16 protein-coding genes and 1 pseudogene are annotated in these 18,493 nt (G+C 72.0%); 8 read left to right on the top strand and 9 right to left on the bottom strand.

Translation table 11 applies throughout. The features are described 5' to 3' along the window. The first annotated feature begins 115 nt into the window (after nt 1–115). On the top strand, nt 116–2,188 hold the full coding sequence (locus tag ABZ823_RS25245) for a hypothetical protein (protein WP_361664631.1): 2,073 nt from the start codon (nt 116–118) through the stop codon (nt 2,186–2,188). Nucleotides 2,189–2,771: 583 nt separating this feature from the next. Here the strand turns inward: ABZ823_RS25245 and ABZ823_RS25250 are convergent. Together ABZ823_RS25250 and ABZ823_RS25255 are read right to left on the bottom strand one after the other, a co-directional pair. Then, a complete protein-coding gene (locus ABZ823_RS25250; RefSeq protein ID WP_361664634.1) occupies nt 2,772–3,185 on the bottom strand; it encodes a PIN domain nuclease in 414 nt (137 codons plus the stop codon). Next, complete coding sequence (locus ABZ823_RS25255; RefSeq protein WP_361664637.1) at nt 3,182–3,439, bottom strand: type II toxin-antitoxin system VapB family antitoxin; 258 nt, start codon at nt 3,437–3,439, stop codon at nt 3,182–3,184. Before ABZ823_RS25255 ends, ABZ823_RS25250 begins: the two co-directional genes overlap by 4 nt. A gap of 83 nt (nt 3,440–3,522) precedes the next feature. On the opposite strand from ABZ823_RS25255, the pseudogene ABZ823_RS25260 reads away from it, so the two are divergent. Further along, nucleotides 3,523–3,742, top strand: a pseudogene (locus ABZ823_RS25260) (transposase); the annotation flags it as partial. Nucleotides 3,743–3,804: 62 nt separating this feature from the next. On the opposite strand, the gene ABZ823_RS25265 reads toward ABZ823_RS25260, so the two are convergent. The 3 genes from ABZ823_RS25265 to ABZ823_RS25275 are packed head-to-tail and all read right to left on the bottom strand — an operon-like array spanning nt 3,805 to nt 5,361. After that, nucleotides 3,805–4,227 (bottom strand): arsenate reductase ArsC, encoded by a 423-nt coding sequence (locus ABZ823_RS25265; RefSeq protein ID WP_361664640.1) that lies wholly within the window; start codon nt 4,225–4,227, stop codon nt 3,805–3,807. 31 nt (nt 4,228–4,258) lie between these two features. Continuing rightward, nucleotides 4,259–4,990: an MIP/aquaporin family protein gene (locus ABZ823_RS25270; protein ID WP_361664643.1), complete on the bottom strand. Its 732-nt coding sequence runs from the start codon at nt 4,988–4,990 to the stop codon at nt 4,259–4,261. Next, nucleotides 4,987–5,361 (bottom strand): metalloregulator ArsR/SmtB family transcription factor, encoded by a 375-nt coding sequence (locus tag ABZ823_RS25275; protein ID WP_361664646.1) that lies wholly within the window; start codon nt 5,359–5,361, stop codon nt 4,987–4,989. The genes ABZ823_RS25270 and ABZ823_RS25275 overlap by 4 nt, the downstream gene beginning before the upstream one ends. Nucleotides 5,362–5,467: 106 nt before the next feature. On the opposite strand from ABZ823_RS25275, the gene arsM reads away from it, so the two are divergent. The 4 genes from arsM (at nt 5,468) to ABZ823_RS25295 (ending at nt 12,092) form a co-directional block, all read left to right on the top strand. Continuing rightward, nucleotides 5,468–6,361 (top strand): arsenite methyltransferase, encoded by an 894-nt coding sequence (arsM, locus tag ABZ823_RS25280; protein ID WP_361664649.1) that lies wholly within the window; start codon nt 5,468–5,470, stop codon nt 6,359–6,361. Nucleotides 6,362–6,536: 175 nt separating this feature from the next. Further along, on the top strand, nt 6,537–7,739 hold the full coding sequence (locus tag ABZ823_RS25285) for a permease (protein WP_361664652.1): 1,203 nt from the start codon (nt 6,537–6,539) through the stop codon (nt 7,737–7,739). 512 nt (nt 7,740–8,251) lie between these two features. Then, nucleotides 8,252–9,085, top strand: a complete 834-nt coding sequence (locus ABZ823_RS25290; protein WP_361664655.1) for a ZIP family metal transporter — start codon at nt 8,252–8,254, stop codon at nt 9,083–9,085. 361 nt (nt 9,086–9,446) lie between these two features. After that, nucleotides 9,447–12,092, top strand: a complete 2,646-nt coding sequence (locus ABZ823_RS25295; protein ID WP_361664658.1) for a glycosyl hydrolase — start codon at nt 9,447–9,449, stop codon at nt 12,090–12,092. Between the two features lie 47 nt (nt 12,093–12,139). Here the strand turns inward: ABZ823_RS25295 and ABZ823_RS25300 are convergent, their stop codons facing one another. Next, nucleotides 12,140–12,736 (bottom strand): hypothetical protein, encoded by a 597-nt coding sequence (locus tag ABZ823_RS25300; RefSeq protein WP_361664661.1) that lies wholly within the window; start codon nt 12,734–12,736, stop codon nt 12,140–12,142. Between the two features lie 38 nt (nt 12,737–12,774). On the opposite strand from ABZ823_RS25300, the gene ABZ823_RS25305 reads away from it, so the two are divergent. Continuing rightward, nucleotides 12,775–12,966, top strand: a complete 192-nt coding sequence (locus ABZ823_RS25305) for a hypothetical protein (RefSeq protein ID WP_361664664.1) — start codon at nt 12,775–12,777, stop codon at nt 12,964–12,966. Nucleotides 12,967–12,973: 7 nt separating this feature from the next. Here the strand turns inward: ABZ823_RS25305 and ABZ823_RS25310 are convergent, their stop codons facing one another. The 3 genes from ABZ823_RS25310 to ABZ823_RS25320 form a co-directional block, all read right to left on the bottom strand. Next, on the bottom strand, nt 12,974–14,011 hold the full coding sequence (locus tag ABZ823_RS25310; protein WP_361664667.1) for a rod shape-determining protein: 1,038 nt from the start codon (nt 14,009–14,011) through the stop codon (nt 12,974–12,976). A 204-nt stretch (nt 14,012–14,215) separates the two neighbouring features. Then, a complete protein-coding gene (locus ABZ823_RS25315; RefSeq protein WP_361664670.1) occupies nt 14,216–15,574 on the bottom strand; it encodes a carboxyl transferase domain-containing protein in 1,359 nt (452 codons plus the stop codon). After that, nucleotides 15,567–17,018 carry an acyl-CoA synthetase gene (locus tag ABZ823_RS25320; protein WP_361664673.1) on the bottom strand — a complete coding sequence of 484 codons (1,452 nt, stop codon included), beginning with the start codon at nt 17,016–17,018 and terminating at the stop codon, nt 15,567–15,569. The genes ABZ823_RS25315 and ABZ823_RS25320 overlap by 8 nt, the downstream gene beginning before the upstream one ends. A 429-nt stretch (nt 17,019–17,447) precedes the next feature. Here ABZ823_RS25320 and ABZ823_RS25325 point away from each other — a divergent pair, with 429 nt between their 5' ends. Then, nucleotides 17,448–18,335 (top strand): hypothetical protein, encoded by an 888-nt coding sequence (locus ABZ823_RS25325; protein ID WP_361664676.1) that lies wholly within the window; start codon nt 17,448–17,450, stop codon nt 18,333–18,335. The last annotated feature ends 158 nt before the right edge of the window (nt 18,336–18,493 follow it).

Below are 18,493 nucleotides of genomic sequence, written 5' to 3' on the forward strand. Positions count from 1 at the left end.
GGGCCTCCGGCGCACCACGGCCGGACAGGCGGTGGACGACCGCCGAACACGGCGGCAGCGCGCGAGCCGTCCCGGTACCGTGACCGACGAACCCCACGAAGGAAACGACACTCCCATGCGCATGTGCTACGACCCCGACGACGAGGACGAGTTCGAGGCCGGCCGTGACCTTCTCGTCGACCGGCTCGAACGGTGGGCCGCCCGGTGCGGCGAGCCCCGGGGACAGGTCGACGCGTTCGCGGTGGCCGCCGCCCTCGACTACCGGCATCTGGGCACGCCCGACGGGCGTCTCGGGCTGTGGGAGCCACGGCATGTCAAGGAGTACCTGCTGGACTGGGCGCCGCGCACGATCACCGTGCTGCCCGACGAGGAACTGCCCGACGCGCCGGGGGCGCTGCGGCTGCTGCTGCGCTTCCTGCACGCGGCGCACCTCGCAGACCCGCGCGGGCCCGGCCTGGACACCCAGCTCGCCGCGGTGGACGAGGCCGCCCGCACCTACCGGGAGGCGATGGCTGACCGCACCCGCTTCGGGCCGGCCAGGTTCTGGCTGACCCTGGCCGCCGAACACGGCAGCGACCCGACCAGCCAGGAGGACCTCGACCGCTTCGTCGAACGCGTGCACGCGGGCGAGATCGATCACGACGAGGCCGCGCTCGCCGTGATCGCCCGGCGGCACCTCATCGAGGGCCCTGCCGACGCCCGGCGCAGCGAGCCGCAGCTGCCCGTCGCCCTGCCGTCCGAACAGGAACTGCGCGCGGACGCCGAGCGGATCACCCTCCTCACCCAGGTCCGGCTGCTCACCGAGTGGGCGGGCCGGCAGGGCCGCGCCCTGACCACGACCGGACGGCTGAAGACCGCCGACGCGCGGGAACTCGCCGACCGGCTGGCCACCGGCGACGCCCCCGCGGAAACCGTACGCTCCCTCGACGACCTGCCGCGCCTGAACCTGGTCTTCGAACTGACCCGGCAGGCCCGCCTGGTACGGGTCGTCAAGGGCCGCCTGTACGCGGTCGCCAAAGCTGCACCCGAGCTGAAGGATCCCCTCGCCCTGTGGCGGCGCGCCTTCGACGCCGTCTTCGCTCTGCGCCGGACCTTGCTCGGGGCGAAGAGCGGCCGGCACGTCGAGTCCCTGCTCTTCGACACGTACGAGGACACGCTGGCCGACATCCTCAACACCCTCTACAGCCTGCCCCATCCCATGCCCTGGCCCCGACTGCGCGACAGCGTCGACTACGGCCACCGCGTCCGCCTTCAGCTCGACGACCAGGCGCCCGCCATGTGGTTCGACCACGCGCACCGGGATCTACGCCGTGTCCTGGACGTCCTCGACGAACTGGGCGCCCTCGGACGCACCCGCGGGCGTCCCGCGCCCGAGTACCTGGAGGTCCCGGCCTCCTCCGACCCGCTGCGCCCGCCCGGCATGCCTGCCGCGCTCGCGGCCCTCCTCCTCGAGCAGCCGCCCGCACCTGCCTTTGACGGCAGCGAACTCGACGGCGATTCGGTGGAGTTGATCCGCCTGAGCGCCCTGGGCACGTGGGCCGTGCGCGCTCGCCTGCTCGACGAGGGCCGTGACGCACCCCTCGTCGGCGAACTTCGCCACGCCCCCGCGGCCGGCCTGCTCGGCGTTTTGGCCGACCACTACGACACCGACTCCGCCCGCAGCGAGCTGACCGCCTGGAGGGAGGCTCACGGCGGTGCGGAGTCCGCCATCGCGCAACTTCTCGACTCCGTACGGGACATGCCCTTCCGCAGCCGTGCCCAGGCCATGCTCGACACCCTGCTGGTCGCGCTGCCCGAGCCGGAGGGCGAGCGTCTCGTCCGGTCCCTGCGCGGCGACCCCCGGCTGGCCCCGTACGCCATTGGCGTCCTGGTCCAGCGCGACCTGCTCGACCCCGACGACCTGACGGACGCCGAATCCCTGGTCATGGTCGCCGAAGGCATGTTTCAACTGCTGGAGCTCACCGGCCCCGAGGGTCTTGCCGAGGCCGCACTCACCCGGGAGCCCGACCTCCGCGACGCGATCGAGGCCGCCCTGGCCGCGCCTCACCCCGACCGGGCCGCCCTCGCGGAACTCGAGGAGGCCGCTGTCCGGCTGCCCCGCACCGGCCGGGCGCGCGGGGAACGGCGACGGCGCGGGAGAGGGTCCGGAACCGGACACGGAAGGAAGAAGCGCGGACGGGGCCGCTGACTGCAGGTCCGGGCTCTTCGTCCGGCTCCACCCTGGGTCGAAGAGGGCGGGCTTTCTCGTCGGTACGGCACTCCGCTGTGGGAGAGTTGGGAACCGCAACTGCCCGGTCGCTCAACCTGCGTCGATCCAGTCAGGCACCCCAAGCGACTCCCTCGGAAAGGCTCTCGGGGGACCGCCAGGGGACACGCAGGGGACGGAAGGACCCGGAAGGATCAGGAAGGCCGACGCAGAGCCGGAATGGCAAAGCGCCTCTGACCTGCGGTTATAGGAAGATCGAGGCAAGAGTGGGGACGGATCGGAAGATCCGAAAAGGACTCATAATCCGTCGGCCGTGGGTTCGAGTCCCACCCGCCCCACCAAGAGCAGGCCAGAGAAACCTGCGGAAACGTCTCTTCGGGCTGCCGGATTCGGAACCCTGGCCCAACGGGGTGGCCTCCGTTGGGCGTTACTTCGGTAGCCGTCTGGGTCCGCAGTTGCTCATGGGTCTGCGACCTGCGGTGATGCAGGGGCAGCGGAGTGGAGTGGAAGCGCGGTGTGTGTGGGACGGCGTCTGTCAGCTCTGAGAGCGTTCCCTTGAGACCGGTCAGTCCTTGAGATCGATCATCCGTACCGGCTGTCCGGTCGTACGGGCGATCGCCTCGAAGTCGCGGTCGTAGTGGAGCAGTGTCAGCCCCGCCTCTTCCGCGGCAGCGGCGACCAGCAGATCGACGGGGCCGGCACAGCGATGCTCGCCCTTGGTGGTGAGCATTTCCTGGACGACGCCTGCTCGCCGGAAGATGCCGTCGGGCATGGGGCACCAGCTGTAGTGGGCGTTCAATGTGCGCTTCACGCGCTCCCGGTCCGCCGCCGAGCGTGCTGAGTAAAGGACTTCCAGTTCGGTGATGTCGCACAGCGCGACGAGTCCCGCGCCGATCCTGTCGTCCCATTCGGCCGTGGTCCGGCCGAGGAGGACACGGGCGAGGGCGGAGGTGTCGATCAGGTAGTCGGCGACGGTCACTCGTGCGCCTCTGCGTCGTGGGCAGCGTCTGTCCCGCCGGAGGGCCGGTACTTGCTCTTGTCAAGGAGGAGGTCGATGTCCAGGGCGCCTTCGGCGGCCAGTTCGCGGGCTTCTCCCAGGGCGCGCAGTCGCCGGTAGCGGGCGGTGACCTCCCGCAGGGCGGTGTTGATGGTGTCGCGCTTGGTCGTCGTGCCGAGCTCCTTGGCGGCGGCCGCCAGCGCCTCGTCGTCGAGATCGATCACGGTGCGGCTCATGGAGACCCCCTTGTGTATACGGCATTGTATATCAATATACATCACCTGGTGTGCATGGCGGGGTGTTGTCTGTTCCGAGTCGCCTGCGCCTGGCAGCCCGGCAAGATGTGCGTCTGACCGGCGAAGAGGGCTGTCGCAGCAGCTGACCAAGTGGCTGCTGGAGTCCGCACTGGAGGCGGGATCACCGACCATTTCGGCCATGACAAGCACGGTCCGACGGGCAAGAACGGCGGCAACTCCCGCGATGGCAAACGCGGCAAGACCGTGCTGACCGACGTCGCGCCGGTGGAGATATCCGTGCCTCTCACGAGTGAAGCTGACCAAGCCCTACCAGCCTGTCATCAGGCCGCTGACCCGCGTGGCCGTCATGCCGTGGCCGGGAGGCCGAGCTCAGCGAGCAGGCCGCGTACCCGCTGCTCGATCTCGTCCCGGATCGGGCGGACAGCCTCGACGCCCTGGCCGGCCGGGTCATCCAGCTGCCAGTCGAGGTACCGCTTGCCGGGGAAGAAGGGGCAGGTGTCCCCGCAGCCCATGGTGATGACCAGGTCGGACGCCTGCACCGCCTGGGGGGTGAGGATCTTCGGGGTCTCGGCGGAGATGTCGATGCCCCTCTCCTTCATCGCCTCCACGACGGCGGGGTTCACGGTGCCGGCGGGCGCGGACCCGGCCGAGCGGACCTCGACCCGGTCGTCGGCGAGACGGGTGAGGAAGGCGGCGGCCATCTGGGAGCGGCCGGCGTTGTGGACGCAGACGAACAGCACGGAGGGGCGCGGGGCGGCAGTGCTCATGGCTGGTGTCCTTGCAGATGGAAGCAGGTGGTCAGGAGGACGCGAGTTCGGGCTCGCCGTGCGGGACGACGACGTCCGTCACGCGAGCGGGGCGCCCGTACACCACTGCTACGACGGCCAGCCCGAGTGCGGCGCCGAGCAGTTGGGCCGCGATGAACGCGGTCACGGAGGCGGGGGCGATGCCGGCGAAGGTGTCGGTGAAGGCGCGGCCGACGGTCACCGCCGGGTTCGCGAAGGAGGTGGAGGAGGTGAACCAGTAAGCGGCCCCGATGTAGGAGGCCACGGCGGCCGGGGCCAGGGCGGCGCGGCCGATGCGCTCCAGGCCGAAGATGAGCAGGATCAGCCCGGCGGTGGCGACGACTTCGCCCAGCCACAGGTGTCCGGCCGACCGGTCGTGGGTGGAGAACTGCACCAGCGGCTTGGCGAACATGGCGTCGGCCAGGACTGCGCCGCCGATCGCCCCGGCCACCTGCGCGGGAATGTACGCGGCGACCTCCCACAGGGGCGGGCCGGTGCGGTTGCGGCGGCCGGTGAACCAGGCCGCAAGAGTGACGACAGGGTTGAAGTGCGCGCCGGAGACCGGCCCGATGAGCGCGATGAGCACGCCGAGGCCGAAGACGGTGGCAAGCGAGTCGGCGAGCAGTTGCACGCCCACGTCGTGCGAAAGCTCGGTGGCCTGGATGCCGGAACCGACGACGACCGCGACCAGCAGCCCAGTCCCGATCGCCTCGGCCGCGACACGGCGGCCGAGCGGCGCGCTCACGCGGTGGCTCCGGCGGTCTGCGGCGCGGTCAGGAACGCGGCGAGCCGGTCCAGGACGCCGGGCGGCACCCAGTAGTACACCCAGGTGCCGCGGCGCTCGCAGTTGACGAGGCCGGCCTGCCGCAGCAGCTTGAGGTGATGGGAGATCGTCGGCTGCGACAGCTCGAAAGCGGGGGTCAGCTCACAGACACACACCTCGCCACCCTCCCCACGTGAGGCGATCATGGACATCAGCCGCAGTCGCACCGGGTCGCCGAGGGCCTTGAACACCTTCGCCAGCTCGGCCGCCTGGTCCTCATCCAGCGGCGCCGCGGACAGCCCTGCGCAGCAGGCGGCACCCTGCCCGATCACCTCAAGCTCCTGTTTCGGCATGCCTCTATGTTGACGTTTTTCGATCCAAGGCGCAAGGTTGAATCAATGAACGTCAATACAGGCCGCTCCGGGGCACCGCCATGCCCCGTCACCCAGGAGTGATGTCATGAGCGAACAGCCCACCGATCTGCGCGAAACCGTTCGCCGACGGTACGCCGCAGCGGCCGTGAAGGTGACCGATGGCCTAAGCGCCTGCTGCGGGCCCGAGCCGGTCGAGGCCGACGAGAACTTCGGCTCCACGCTCTACGCCGCTGACGAGCGCGACGCCCTGCCCGCCGGGGCGGTGGCCGCCTCCCTCGGTTGCGGAAACCCCACCGCCGTCGCCGAGCTCCGCGCCGGCGAGCGCGTCCTGGACCTAGGTTCCGGCGGCGGCATCGACGTCCTGCTCTCCGCCCGCCGCGTCGGCCCCACCGGCAAGGCATACGGCCTGGACATGACCGACGAGATGCTCGCCCTCGCCCTGGCCAACGCCGAGAAGGCTGGTACGACGAACGTGGAGTTCCTCAAGGGCACCATCGAAGCGATCCCGCTGCCCGCGAACACCATCGACGTGGTGATCTCCAACTGCGTGATCAACCTGTCCACCGACAAGCCCGCCGTCTTCGCCGAGACCTTCCGCGTCCTGAAGCCCGGCGGCCGCGTCGGCTTGGTGGACGTCGTCGCCGACGATGCCCTCACCCCGGACCAGCGGGCCGAACGCGGAGACCACGTCGGCTGCATCGCCGGCGCGCTGTCGTTCACCGAGTACCGCCAGGGCTTGGAGGCCGCCGGATTCACAGGAGTTGAGATCACCCCGACCCACCCAGTGGCCGACGGGATGGTGTCCGCGATCGTCCGTGCCACCAAGCCGGAGACCACTGCCGCTCCGCTTGCGACGGCCGGGGTTGCCGATGTCCGCTGCGGGGTCAACGCCTGCTGCACCCTGGCCGAGACCCCCCGGGACCCCGCCCTGACCGTCACCGAGGCCAGGACGGCATCGGGCTGCGGCTGCCAGAACTGACGGCACAACCGCCGGCACACTCCACACCGCCGCCCTGACCCTGCGCGTGGGCCGATCCCCGGCGGGGCGTCGCTTTCGCACGCGGCGGCGCCCCGCACCCCGGCTCGACGAACCCGCCTCCCCATGGAGCGTGTCTGCCGTCCGTACGGGGCACCTTGGAGGGAAGGCTTCACAGATGCACGCCGTACTGCACGCATTGTCGATCACCGGTTCCATGACCTGGGAGATCACCTGGGCCCTGATCCTGGGCTTCGCCCTGTCCGCCGTCATCCAGGCCGTGGTCCGCAGGTCCACCATCGTCTCCCTGCTCGGCGACGACCGTCCCCGCACCCTCGCCATCGCTGCGGGCCTGGGCGCGGCGTCCTCGTCCTGCTCCTACGCCGCGGTGGCGCTGGCCCGCTCCTTGTTCCGCAAGGGCGCCAACTTCACCGCCGCGATGGCCTTCGAGATCGCCTCCACCAACCTCGTCGTCGAGCTCGGTGTCATCCTCGCGCTGCTGATGGGCTGGCAGTTCACCGCCGCCGAATTCGTCGGCGGCCCCATCATGATCATCGTGCTGGCGGTCCTGTTCCGGCTGTTCCTGCGCGAGAAGCTCGTGCGCGAGGCTCGTCAGCAGGCGGAACGGGGGCTTGCCGGGTCGATGGAGGGCCACGCCGCAATGGACATGTCCGTTCAGCGCGAGGGCTCCTTCACCCGCCGGCTGCTCTCCCGCGAGGGCTTCACCGCCACCAGCCACGTGTTCGTCATGGAATGGGCGGCGATCCTGCGCGACCTGGTCGTCGGCCTGCTCATCGCCGGCGCCATCGCCGCCTGGGTGCCGGACTCGTTCTGGCGCACCTTCTTCTTCGAGGGCCACCCGCTCGCCTCCAAGCTGTGGGGGCCCGTCGTCGGCCCGCTGGTGGCGATCGCCTCGTTCGTGTGCTCCATCGGCAACGTGCCGCTGGCGGTGGTGCTGTGGAAAGGAGGCATCAGCTTCGGCGGCGTGATCGCCTTCATCTACGCGGACCTGCTGATCCTGCCGATCCTCAACATCTACCGGAAGTACTACGGCCCCAAGATGGCCGCCTTCCTCCTCGGCACCTTCTACCTCGCGATGGTCATCGCCGGATACATCGTGGAGTTCGCCTTCGGCGGCCTCGGCCTGATCCCCGACCAGTCCCGCGCGAAGATCCCCATGGAAGGCATCAGCTGGAACTACACCACCTGGCTCAACATCGCCTTCCTCATCCTCGCCGCCGTGCTTCTGGTGCGGTTCTTCCGTACTGGCGGGCTGTCCATGCTGTGCATGATGGGCGGCTCACCCGACACCGGCCATGACCACGCCGGCCACATGCAGCACGGGCACCACACAGGGGACACCCACGGCGGACACCACTGACGGCGGCCCTCCACCCGCGGGTGGAGGGTGCATTCAGCTGTGGATCAACCAGTTCGGCAGCGACGGACCGTTGTACCTTCCCGCCGCTGCCGCTGCCGCTGCCGCTGCCGCTGCCGTCGCCACAGCCCTGCCCGGCACTTGGCAAGCGACCGAGTCCGAGGCCGGCTGGGGCAGCTGGGCCGTCCTGCGCCGCACCCGCTGACACCCGCCCACGGGCTGAGTCGGAAGGGCGCAGCCAGCTGACAGGGCGGGCGGCCGACACCCCTTACAGCACCTTCCGCCTCGACATGGAAAAGCGCCTCGGCCTTCCCCCGACCGCAGTGGTGCCCTCCCCGCGCCGTGGGCGGCCGACGACAGGTCAATGCTGCCCTGCCCTTGACCTGCACCGTCGCCTAAACCGACTCCGTCTCGAGACGTGTTCGACATCTGACGCTCTGAAGGTTGTTAGGGAAGGCTTACCTGCTCTACTGTCTGCGATCGTCTCTCGCTCCCCGTCCCCACGGAGTTCCTTGATGTCCAGTTCGCAGATCGCACTGCTCGGCGCGATCGCCGGCTTCACGATCTACCTCGGCCTGCCGCTCGGCCGGCTTCGCAGACCTGCCCCCCACCTGCAGGCCGTGCTGAACGCGGTCGCGGTCGGCATCTTGGTCTTCCTGCTGTGGGATGTGCTCAGCCAGGCATGGGAGCCGGTCGATGGTGCCCTTGGCGCGCACCATTGGGGCACCGCGGCGGCCAATGGCGTTGTCCTGGTCGCCGGGCTGACCGCGGGGCTCGTCGGCCTCGTCTACTACGACAAGTGGGCAGCGCGCCGCCGGGCCACCGCCGACGCGGGCGAGCGTCCGGCGGCCCCCGGCGCCGCCATCGCGGAACTGGCACCCAAGAGCCGCTCCCAGGCAGCTGAGCTGGCCCTGATGATCGCCACCGGTATCGGGCTGCACAACTTTGCCGAAGGCCTTGCCATCGGCAACTCCGCCGCCAGGGGAGAGATCTCTCTGGCCGTGCTGCTGATCCTCGGCTTCGGCCTGCACAACGCCACCGAGGGCTTCGGGATTGTCGCTCCCCTTGCTGCCGAGGGAGAGCGTCCCTCCTGGACCGCCCTTCTCCTGCTCGGGCTGATAGGGGGCGGCCCCACCTTCGTCGGCACGCTGATCGGCCGGCATCTGGTCAACGACGTCCTGTCGATCGCTTTCCTCGGCCTCGCCGCGGGTTCCATCCTCTATGTGGTCATCGAACTGCTGGCCGTCGCCCGCAGGGCCGCCCTGAAGGACCTCACCACGTGGGGCATCCTCGGTGGCCTCCTCCTCGGCTTCGCCACCGACGCCGTCGTCACCGCCGCCGGCGTCTGAACCTGCGGTTCCCTGCCCGCCCGACGGGCTGCCCCGCCATCCCCACCCCGCGACGGCGGGGCAGGACAACGACTTCACCACAGTGGCGGCGATCCTGAAGGAAGTGCAGCAGCGGGACGCACGCGCCTGACGGCGGCGACCGCTGCGAGCGCGCCCCGGTCGCCCGGTGGCTGCGGGGCCGTCCGACGGCGCCGAGCCGTTCCCCTGTGCGTCGGGCGGCCGCGGCGAGGGCACAGACGCGAGCCTGGGCCCCAGGTGACAGGTGCTTGACAAAAACTTCTCCAAGCCCCGGGCGACTCGCCCTCGCCCGTGATCGGGTCTCCTGCGACGGCTGTACCAACTGCCCGCGTAGGAGGACTTGGTGTCAGCACCAACCCGCAAGAGACGATGGCTCACGATCTGCGCCATCACAGCGTCCGCCGCTCTCGTCGCGATACCCGCGGGAGCCGCGTCCGGACAGAGCGGCAGCCCCTTCGGGGCCCGCGCGCTCGCGCAAGTCGCTAAGGAACGTGAACAGTCGGTGGGTGCGCTCAGCCCGAAGGTGGCGGGGAAGGACGGCGGCGACGGCAACGAGGCCGACGAGATCGCCGAGGGCGCGGACCAGTACGCCGAGGCCCGCACCTCGCCCGGTGTGGTGGCCCCGGGTGCGTACGGCGCCGCCTGGACCGGTATGACCAGACTTCCCGGCACGGGCAGCAGTTGGCGCCATGTCACCGACCTGCCGTACAACTCCGACGACCCGCGCTACCGCGACTACGACTCCAACTCCAGTGGCGGCGCGGGCAACGTCACCGGCCGGATGGCGGCGATGGCCGCCGACGACGACGGGTACGTGTACGCAGGCAGTGCCGGCGGCGGGGTGTGGCGCTCACGCGCCGGTGGCGGGAACTGGCGGCCCATCAGCGACCGGCTGCCCGCGCAGTCCACGGGCGCCCTCGCGCTCGACGGGGCCGGGCGGCTGTGGCTGGGCACCGGCGAGGCGACGACCAATGCGGACGCGTACCTCGGCAGTGGTGTGTACGTCCTGTCCGACCCGCACCACGGTACCTTCTCCTCGCGCAGCCGGGTCGGCGGCGACGAACTCGAGTCCACCACCATCCACCAGCTCCGCTTCGGCGGCGGCAAGGTGTGGGCGGCGACCGGTGAGGGCGTGTGGAGCCACTCCACCAAGACACTGAAGGGCGCCTGGAAGCTGGAGTTCGCGCCCAACCCCGACTACCTGCCCGGCGGTTCGAAGGCGGACGACGAGTCGGCCTCGTACAAGAACATCGCCAACGACATCGCGATCGACCCCAAGGACCCGAGCAAGGTCGTGCTCGCGATCGGCTGGCGCAGCGGTGACGACTACAACGGCTTCTACACCAAGGGCTCCGACGGCACCTGGACGCGGATCACCAGCGGCCTGGGCGACCTGCCGGCCGACCCGGACAACGTCGGCAGCGTCACCTTCGCCCGCTCCGCCGACGGCTCCCGCTACTACGCCATCGACCAGTCACCGGAGCAGCTGAACACCAACCCGGACAGCGGCCTGGAGGGCATCTACGTCTCCAAGTCCGGCTCACCCACCGGTCCCTGGACGCAGATCGCCGACTACAAGGGGCTGGCCGCCGACGGCTCGGCGCTCACCTCCAGCGGCTACATGCCGGGCGTGCAGGCCTGGTACAACCAGTTCCTGACCGTCGACCCGAAGAACCCGCAGCACGTGTACGCGGGCCTGGAAGAGGTCCACGAGACCAAGGACGGCGGCAGCACCTGGTCGGCCGTCGGCCCGTACTGGAACTTCGGCTTCCCCTGCTGGAGCATCGACCCCGCCAAGCAGACGGGCGACTGCAACCAGACCACCCACCCCGACCAGCACGGCGCCGCGATCGGCAGCTACCACGGCAAGAGCTTTGTGTACGTCGGCAACGACGGCGGTGTCTACAAGCGCCCGGTCGACGGCGCCCAGGACGCCTCCGGCCACGCCACCGACTGGACCTCCCTCAACGACGGCACCATCGACACCCTCCAGTACTACTCGGTCGGCATCGGCAAGGACCTCACCTACGGCGGCGTCTCCGTCACCGGCGGCCTCCAGGACAACGGCCAGTCCGTCCTGCGCAGTAACGACACGGTGATGGGCTCCAACTTCGGTGGCGACGGTGGTGACACCCTCACCGACCCGGCCAACGGCTGCAACATCGCCGAGGAGTACGTGTACCTCGCGATTCAGGTGACGCAGAACTGCGCCGTCAACGACGGCTCCTGGGTGACCGACCCCAGCAAGATCACGTCGTACAACGTCGCCCCGGCTGACAACGCCACCGGCGAGGCCCGCTTCATCGCCCCGCTCGCCGCCGACCTGAAGGACAGCGCGACCTGGATCGCGGGCGGACGGCATGTGTGGGTGCAGACCCACGGTTACGCCATCCGCAGCGGCGCGGAGTGGAAGAGCGTGTACGACCTGGGCGCCGGCCGCACGGCGACCGCCGTCGCGGCCTCGGGCGGCAAGGTCTACGCGGCCTGGTGCGGCCCCTGCAACAACCAGGGCTTCGCCCGCGGCATCTCCGTCGGGAACGCGGACGGCACCGGCTGGCACGACATCGCCCTGCCCGTGGACGGGACCGTGCCCAACCGCTATCTCAGCGGCTTCGCCGTGGACCCGAAGAACGCCGATCACGTCTCCCTCGCGGTCAACGGCTTCTCCCGGCACTGGACCGAGGGTCCCGGCGCCGGTGTCGGCCACGTCTTCGAGTCCAAGGACGGCGGCACCACCTGGAAGGACATCTCGGCGAACCTGCCCGACGTGCCGACCGACTCCGCTGTCTTCACGCCGAACGGTGGCCTCGCCGTCGCGACCGACCTGGGCGTCGTCTACCGGGCGCCGGGCCGCACGGCGTGGCAGCGCGTCGGCAACCTTCCGGCCGTCGCCGTGCTCCAGCTCAAGCTCAGCCCTGACGGCAGCACCCTGTACGCGGCCACCCACGGCCGCGGCATCTACAAGATCAAGCTGCGCGACTGCGGTTGAGCCGCAGGGATCAGTGACGCAGGGGTGACCCCGGCAGCCCGCCGGGGTCACCCCTGCGTCGGGTACGGGACCACGCTCAGGTGCAGCGTGAACGCCGGGCGCGCCGCTCCCGCCGTGTCCGGGGCTTTCGCCATCGCACGCACATCGGCCGCGCCGGGCCGTACGGTCGCGCACCGCAGTGTCGCGTGGGCGGTGCCGTCCGCAGCCACCCGCCATCCGGACGGCAGCACGAAGGCGGGCGCCGAGCTGTGCACCGCCGTCCACCGCTTGTCGTCCGCACGGGGCCGCAGGACGAGGGAGACCACCGTCCCGGGGCGGACGCACAGCCGCTGCTCGACGGCGCCACCGGGGGTGATGGTGACGTCGGTGTGACCGGCGGCACAGCCTGTCAGCGAAGCGGAGGCAGCGGGGGACGTGGATGGACCGCCGCCGGTCGCACTCGCCGACGCGCTTGCGGGCGGGGGCGCGGACGTACCGGCGGACGGGACGCCGGATGAACCTGCGGACGCACTTGCGGACGTACCGGCCGACGGCTCGGACGAGCGGCTCCCGGACCCTCCCGCCCCGCCCCCGCCCGCCGACGAGCCGCATGCGGCCAGCACGGCCACCCCGGCGACCACCCATACCCCGGCCCACCACCGCATCAGCAACTCCTCGCCTCAACGCCCGTACTACTCCCAGCATGCCCGCAGTGCGGGCACGGCAGGGCCAACTCCGCATCGGCGTGCCGGGGCGGCCGCCCGTATGCCCTTGGCGGTTCGGGGTGTACCCGCACCGCAGACGCGTCGGGCCGGGCAGCGCCATGAGCGTGCACGGGATCCACCGGCCGGCGCCCGAGTCCGTGCGGGAACTGCGGGCGCTCGTCGCGCGGTAGCCCCGGCTCACGCCGCCAGTGGGTTCAGGGTCAGGGGCTTGATCCGGCCTTCCAGCATGGCGCCCAGGCCCTTTACGGCGCAGATGTCGGGGCGTTCGGCGATGCGGACCGGCATGCCGGTCGCCTGGCGCAGCATCTGGTCGAGGCCGGGCAGCAGGGCGCTGCCGCCGACCATCATGATGCCGCGGTCGGCGAGGTCGGCCACCAGGTCGGGCGGGCAGTCCCGCAGTACCTTGCCGATGCCGTCGAGCACGGCGATCAGCGGGGTCTCGATGGCCTCCCGCACCGCCGCCGTGTCGACCTTCACCGAGCGCGCCAGCCCCGTCGCCACGTCCCGTCCGAGGATCTCGGTCGCGGCGGCCCCGTTCGGGGCGGCCCCGCTGCCGGAGAGGGCGAGCCGCAGGGGGCGTACGGACTGGCTCGGCAGCATCAACGCGTGCTCGTGGCGCAGGTGCTGGACGATCGCGTGGTCGACGGCCTCGCCGCCCACCGGGATCCGCTCCGCGGTCACGATGTTCCCGAGCGACAGGACGGCGATCTGGGTGGCGGCGGCCCCGCACACCATGATCATGGAGGCCTCGGGCTGCTCCACGGGAAGCCCGCAGCCCACGGCGGCGGCGACGAGCGTGTCGACCAGCTCCACCCTGCGCGCCCCCAGCCCGACGAGCGTCTCGACCGCCGCGCGCTGGGCCAGCGGGTCCGCGTCGTGCGGGGTGCAGGCGGCGGCCCGTAGCCGGGGCTTGCGGCGCAGGGTGCGGCGCAGTTTCTCACCGAGCAGATGGCGCAGCATCCGCTGGGCCATCTCGATGTCGACGACGGTGCCGCCGGACACCGGCCGTACGACACGGATGTACGAGGGTGTCCGCCCCGTCATCTTCTCGGCCAGCTCGCCGACCGCTATCAGCGCACCGGTCCGGGTGTTCACCGCCGCGGCGCTCGGCTGGTCGACCACCAGCCCTGAGCCCTTGACGTACACACGGGTCCTCGCCGCGCCGAGATCGACGGCGAAATGGCAACGGCGCAGCTGGTCCAGGCTGACGGTCATGCGGTACCTCCCGAGAACGGACCGCGGGCGGCCGCCGGTCGGCGGCCTCCCTCAGCATCGTGCGCCGGACGGGAGGACCTCGCCCCTTGAAGGGGTCCGGGCGGGTTCACCCGGACGGGTGAACTGGGGCGCGTCGCGTCGCGGGGAGCTTGTGCGCGCCTTCCCACTGCGCCGCGCGCCCGCCCGAGGCGGCGCTCCGGCGGGTCACCCGGGCGGCGGGGGCGCGGCGGCCTCCTGGCCCGCGATCCCCCGTACCACCCCCAGGGCCACCAGGTCCTGGGGGCGGACGCGGAGCTGGTCCGCCGTCGCCCGGACCCGGTCGGCCGGGCGCTTGAGTATCGCCGCGGCGAGCTCCGGCGCGATGACCGAGAAGTAGCTGTCCGGGGTGGCCCAGGTGTTGTCCGGTGCGGCCAGGGCCAGCGCTCCGCCCGAGCCGCCCTCCCCGATCACCAGCGTGGTCAGCGGCGTACGGGCCGTCGCCACGGCGGTGAACAGGTCCGCGATGGCGGCGCCCGCACCCTGGCGCTCGGCCTCCGCGTCATTGGCGGCGCCCGGTGTGTCCACCAGCGTCAGCACGGGCACGGACAGGGCGTCCGCCAGCCGGATCAGCCGGGCGGCGGCGCGGTATCCGGCGGGGCGGGTGGCGGTGCCGGTCTGGGCGGCGTACGCGATGGTACGGCCGTCGTGGCTGCCGAAGCCGCACAGCATGCCGTCCGGGTCCCTGCCTCCGCTGCGGTCGCCGCCGAGAGCCACCCGGCGGGTGAAGTACGCGTCCAGGTAGGCCCGGGCGCGCGGCCGTCCCGGATCGCGGGCGCGCCGTACGGCGTCCCAGCCGGTGGCCGGGAGGTCCGCCGCGCCCAGCGCCCGGGGCACCGGAGCCGGCTCGGTCGAGGGCGCCGTCAGCAGCCCCAGCCACAGGCCCAGCACCGCCCGCAGCTCCCCGGGCGGTACGACCGCGTCGACCGTGCCCGCCGCGAGCTGCGCCTCCGCCGTGTACGCCGCCGGGTCCGCCTCCGGGGGGCGCACTCGGGAGCCCGCGAAGCCCACCTGGGTGCCCGGCAGAGCCAGCACCACATCGGCGCCCGCGCCCAGGGTGGCCCAGCCGCCGCCGGTCGTCGGGTCCCGCAGGACCGCCAGCTGCGCAAGCCCCGCCGCCCTGGTGAGCGCCGACTGCCGGGCCACGCGCTGCAGCTGGGTCAGCGCGAGCATGCCCTCCTGCATCCGGCTGCCGCCCGTCGCGATCAGCGAGACCACGGGCAGCCGGTGCGCACGGGCGTAGGTGTGCGCCGCCTCCAACCGGTCGCCGCCGCGCTCACCGAGCGAGCCGCCCAGGAAGCCGAACTCGAACGCGATCAGCACGGCCGGGGTGGAGCCGACGGTCGCCCGCCCGCACACCACGGATTCCTCCTCGCCGGTGCGCGCGGCGGCGCGGGCGCGCGAGGCGTCGTAGCCCGCCCAGGCGAGCGGGCCGTCCGGGCCGGAATCCCGCATCGGGACCGGCAGTTCCGTGAAGTCGTCGGTGACGAGGGCGAGTGCCTCCCGCGCGGACGGGCGCTCAGGCATCGCCCAGTGCCCGCTTCATGATCTTCCCCATGTCGTTGCGGGGCAGGGCGTCGAGGTACCGCACCGTGCGGGGCCGCTTGTGCGGGGCGAGGCGCCGGGCCACGTGGTCGGCCAGTTCGCCGGCGCCGGGCAGGGCCCCGGGGTCGGCCGGCACCACCCAGGCGACGATCCGCTCGCCCAGGTCGTCGTCGGGTTCGCCGGTGACGGCCGCCTCCCGCACCCCCGGGTGTTCCAGCAGCGCGTTCTCGATCTCTCCCGCCCCGATCTTGTACCCGCCGCTCTTGATGAGGTCGGTGGCCTTGCGGCCCACGATGCGCACATAACCGTCGGGCTCGCGCACCGCCATGTCCCCGGTGCGGAACCAGCCGTCTGCGGTGAAGGCGGCGGCGGTGGCGTCGGGCCGGTTGAGGTACCCCGTGAACAGGTTCGGGCCGCGGACCTGGATCTCGCCGACCGTCTCCCCGTCGTACGCCGTGATCGGGGCGCCGTCCTCCTCGACGAGCCGCAGGTCCACACCCGGCAGCGGCACACCCACCGTCCCCGCGCGCGGCTCCCCGTCCGCGCGCACGCTCGTGTTCATCAGCGTCTCGGTCATGCCGTACCGCTCGATGACCCGGCGCCCGGTCGCGGCGGCGATCCGCTCGTGGTCGTGCACCGGCAGCGCGGCGGACCCGGAGACCAGCAGCCGGGCCCGGCCCAGCGCCTTGGCCAGCTCCGGGTCTGCGGGCAGCGTCTCCGCGATCCGGTGGTACATCGTCGGCACCCCGAACAGCATGGTCGCGCCGTCGCTCAGTTCGCGGACCACGCCGTCCGTACCGAAGCGCCCCAGGTGCCGCACGGAGCCGCCGCGCCGCAGCGGGCCCAGGGTGCCGAGCACCAGCCCGTGCACATGGAACAGCGGAAGGCCGTGCACGAGGACGTCGTCCGCGGTCCACTGCCAGGCGTCCGCGAGCGCGTCGAGCGTGGCGGCCACGGCCCGGCGGGGGATGAGGGCCCCCTTGGGCGGGCCGGTGGTCCCGGAGGTGTAGACGACGAGGGCGGGGCTCTCGCCGTCCACCTCGGCGGGCGCGTAGGCTCCCGCGCCGCGCACATCGACGTCGACGCGCTCCAACCCCTCTACGGCATCGGGCAGTTCGTCACCGGGAGCGGCCAGCACCAGGGACGGCGCGCTGTCCGCCAGGATGTGCCCCAGCTCGCGCTCCCCGGACTTCGGGTTGAGCGGCACGACGGGCACCCCGGCTGTCAGCGCGGCCACCACCGCGACGGCGGTCTCCAGCGAGGGCGTGGCCCACAGGGCCACCCGCCCCGGGACCCCGCCCAGCCGCCCGGCGAGCGCTCCCGCCGCCGCGGCCAGCTCGGCGTAGGCCAGGGCCCGCTCCCCGAACCGCAGCGCGGGCCGCCGCGCCGCCCCGGGGTCGGTCAGGGCCGGAAAGAGGGAGGACACGCGGGACTCCTCGCGTCGAAGCGGACGTGACGTGGTGCGGGCATGCGGACGTGACGCAGTGCGGACATCGAATCCGTTCCTACACCAGAGCGAGCGAAACCCGCCTCCGCCGTGACGGAGACCTCACTCCGCGGGTCGACGAGGGCCCGCACTCCGTCGGCCCGCCCTCGGCCGGCCGTGGCGGCGGACGGCCGTCCGCCGCTCACCCGGCCCGCTCGGCCTCCACGGCCTCCACGGCCTCCACAGCGTCCACGGCGTCCACGGCCTCCATCACCTGTGCCCCCGCCCTTCCGGCCGTGCCGTTCGTCTCTCGTCCTGTGCACCGATGCTGTGGCTTCACCGAAGGTGAAGGTCAACGCCGGGTGCCGCGGTTCCCCGGGCCGTTGTTAGCCTGCGCGCACGCGCTGTCCCAGGAACAGGAGTTCAGACGTGTCCCGCACCTCTGCCGCCCGCGTCGCGCTCGTCACCTGCCGCCCCGGTCCCGGGGTGACGGCCGACATCGACCTTCCGGTTCTCGCCCGGGAGATGCGGGCGGCCGGGGCCGACGCCGACGCCGTGTACTGGGACGACCCGGATGCCGACTGGGCGGCGTACGACCTGGCCGTGATCCGCTCCACCTGGGACTACAGCTGGCGGGCCGCGGAGTTCACCGCCTGGGCCGAGCGGTGCGGGAAGGCCACGCGGCTGGCAAATCCGGCGGCCGTCGTGCGCTGGAACACCGACAAGCGCTATCTGGGGGAGCTGGCCGCCGCGGGCGTGCCGGCCGTCCCCACCCGGTACCTGGCCCCGGGCGACCCCGTCGACCTGCCCGACGACCACGAGTACGTCGTCAAGCCCACCTCGGGCGCGGGCGCCCGGTTCGCCGCCCGCTACACGCCCGAGGAGCACGACACCGCCGTACGGCAGCTCGCCCGGATGCATGCGGAGGGGTTCACGGCGATGGTGCAGCCCTATGTGCGGGGCATAGACGTGGGCGGTGAGCGGGCCCTTCAGTTCTTCGGCGGGCAGCTGCTGCACGCCAGCCGGAAGGGGGCCGTTCTCACGCCCGGCACTCCCTACGACGCGCGGAAGGTGGCCCATCCCGGCCTGGAGCCCTGGACCCCGTGCCCGTCCGAACTCGCCGTGGCCGAGCGCGCTCTGGCCGCCGTACCGAACGCTCCGGAACTGCTCTACGCCCGTGTCGACCTCGTGGACGGTGAGGACGGGCAGCCGTGCGTGATGGAACTGGAACTGGTCGAGCCGAACCTGTTCCTCTCCCTCCACCCCGGGTCCGTGCCGAAGGTGGTGGAGGCCGTCCTGGCCGCCGCGGGCCGGTGACCTCGGCTGCCGCCGGGCCGTTTTCACCGAAGCCCACCGGCGGTCAGGCGAATCAGCCAGGGGGTTTCGCTCGGATCAGCCCGGGTCCGCGACGCCCGGTGCGGCACCTCGCCGCGTTGTCGGACCACCCGAGTGCATCCGGTACGCGGGAGGCCCTC

Source organism: Streptomyces sp. NPDC047079 (assembly GCF_040643755.1).
In the GTDB taxonomy this organism is placed as follows: Bacteria; Actinomycetota; Actinomycetes; order Streptomycetales; family Streptomycetaceae; genus Streptomyces.

Coding starts and splice junctions, on each gene's coding strand:
- ABZ823_RS25255 (WP_361664637.1), bottom strand. CDS start 3,439: ATGAGCCGCACCGTGATCGATCTCGACGACGAGGCGCTGGCGGCCGCC.
- ABZ823_RS25265 (WP_361664640.1), bottom strand. CDS start 4,227: ATGAGCACTGCCGCCCCGCGCCCCTCCGTGCTGTTCGTCTGCGTCCAC.
- ABZ823_RS25305 (WP_361664664.1), top strand. CDS start 12,775: ATGCCCGCAGTGCGGGCACGGCAGGGCCAACTCCGCATCGGCGTGCCG.
- ABZ823_RS25315 (WP_361664670.1), bottom strand. CDS start 15,574: ATGCCTGAGCGCCCGTCCGCGCGGGAGGCACTCGCCCTCGTCACCGAC.
- ABZ823_RS25275 (WP_361664646.1), bottom strand. CDS start 5,361: ATGCCGAAACAGGAGCTTGAGGTGATCGGGCAGGGTGCCGCCTGCTGC.
- ABZ823_RS25245 (WP_361664631.1), top strand. CDS start 116: ATGCGCATGTGCTACGACCCCGACGACGAGGACGAGTTCGAGGCCGGC.
- ABZ823_RS25290 (WP_361664655.1), top strand. CDS start 8,252: ATGTCCAGTTCGCAGATCGCACTGCTCGGCGCGATCGCCGGCTTCACG.
- ABZ823_RS25285 (WP_361664652.1), top strand. CDS start 6,537: ATGCACGCCGTACTGCACGCATTGTCGATCACCGGTTCCATGACCTGG.
- ABZ823_RS25300 (WP_361664661.1), bottom strand. CDS start 12,736: ATGCGGTGGTGGGCCGGGGTATGGGTGGTCGCCGGGGTGGCCGTGCTG.
- ABZ823_RS25310 (WP_361664667.1), bottom strand. CDS start 14,011: ATGACCGTCAGCCTGGACCAGCTGCGCCGTTGCCATTTCGCCGTCGAT.
- arsM (WP_361664649.1), top strand. CDS start 5,468: ATGAGCGAACAGCCCACCGATCTGCGCGAAACCGTTCGCCGACGGTAC.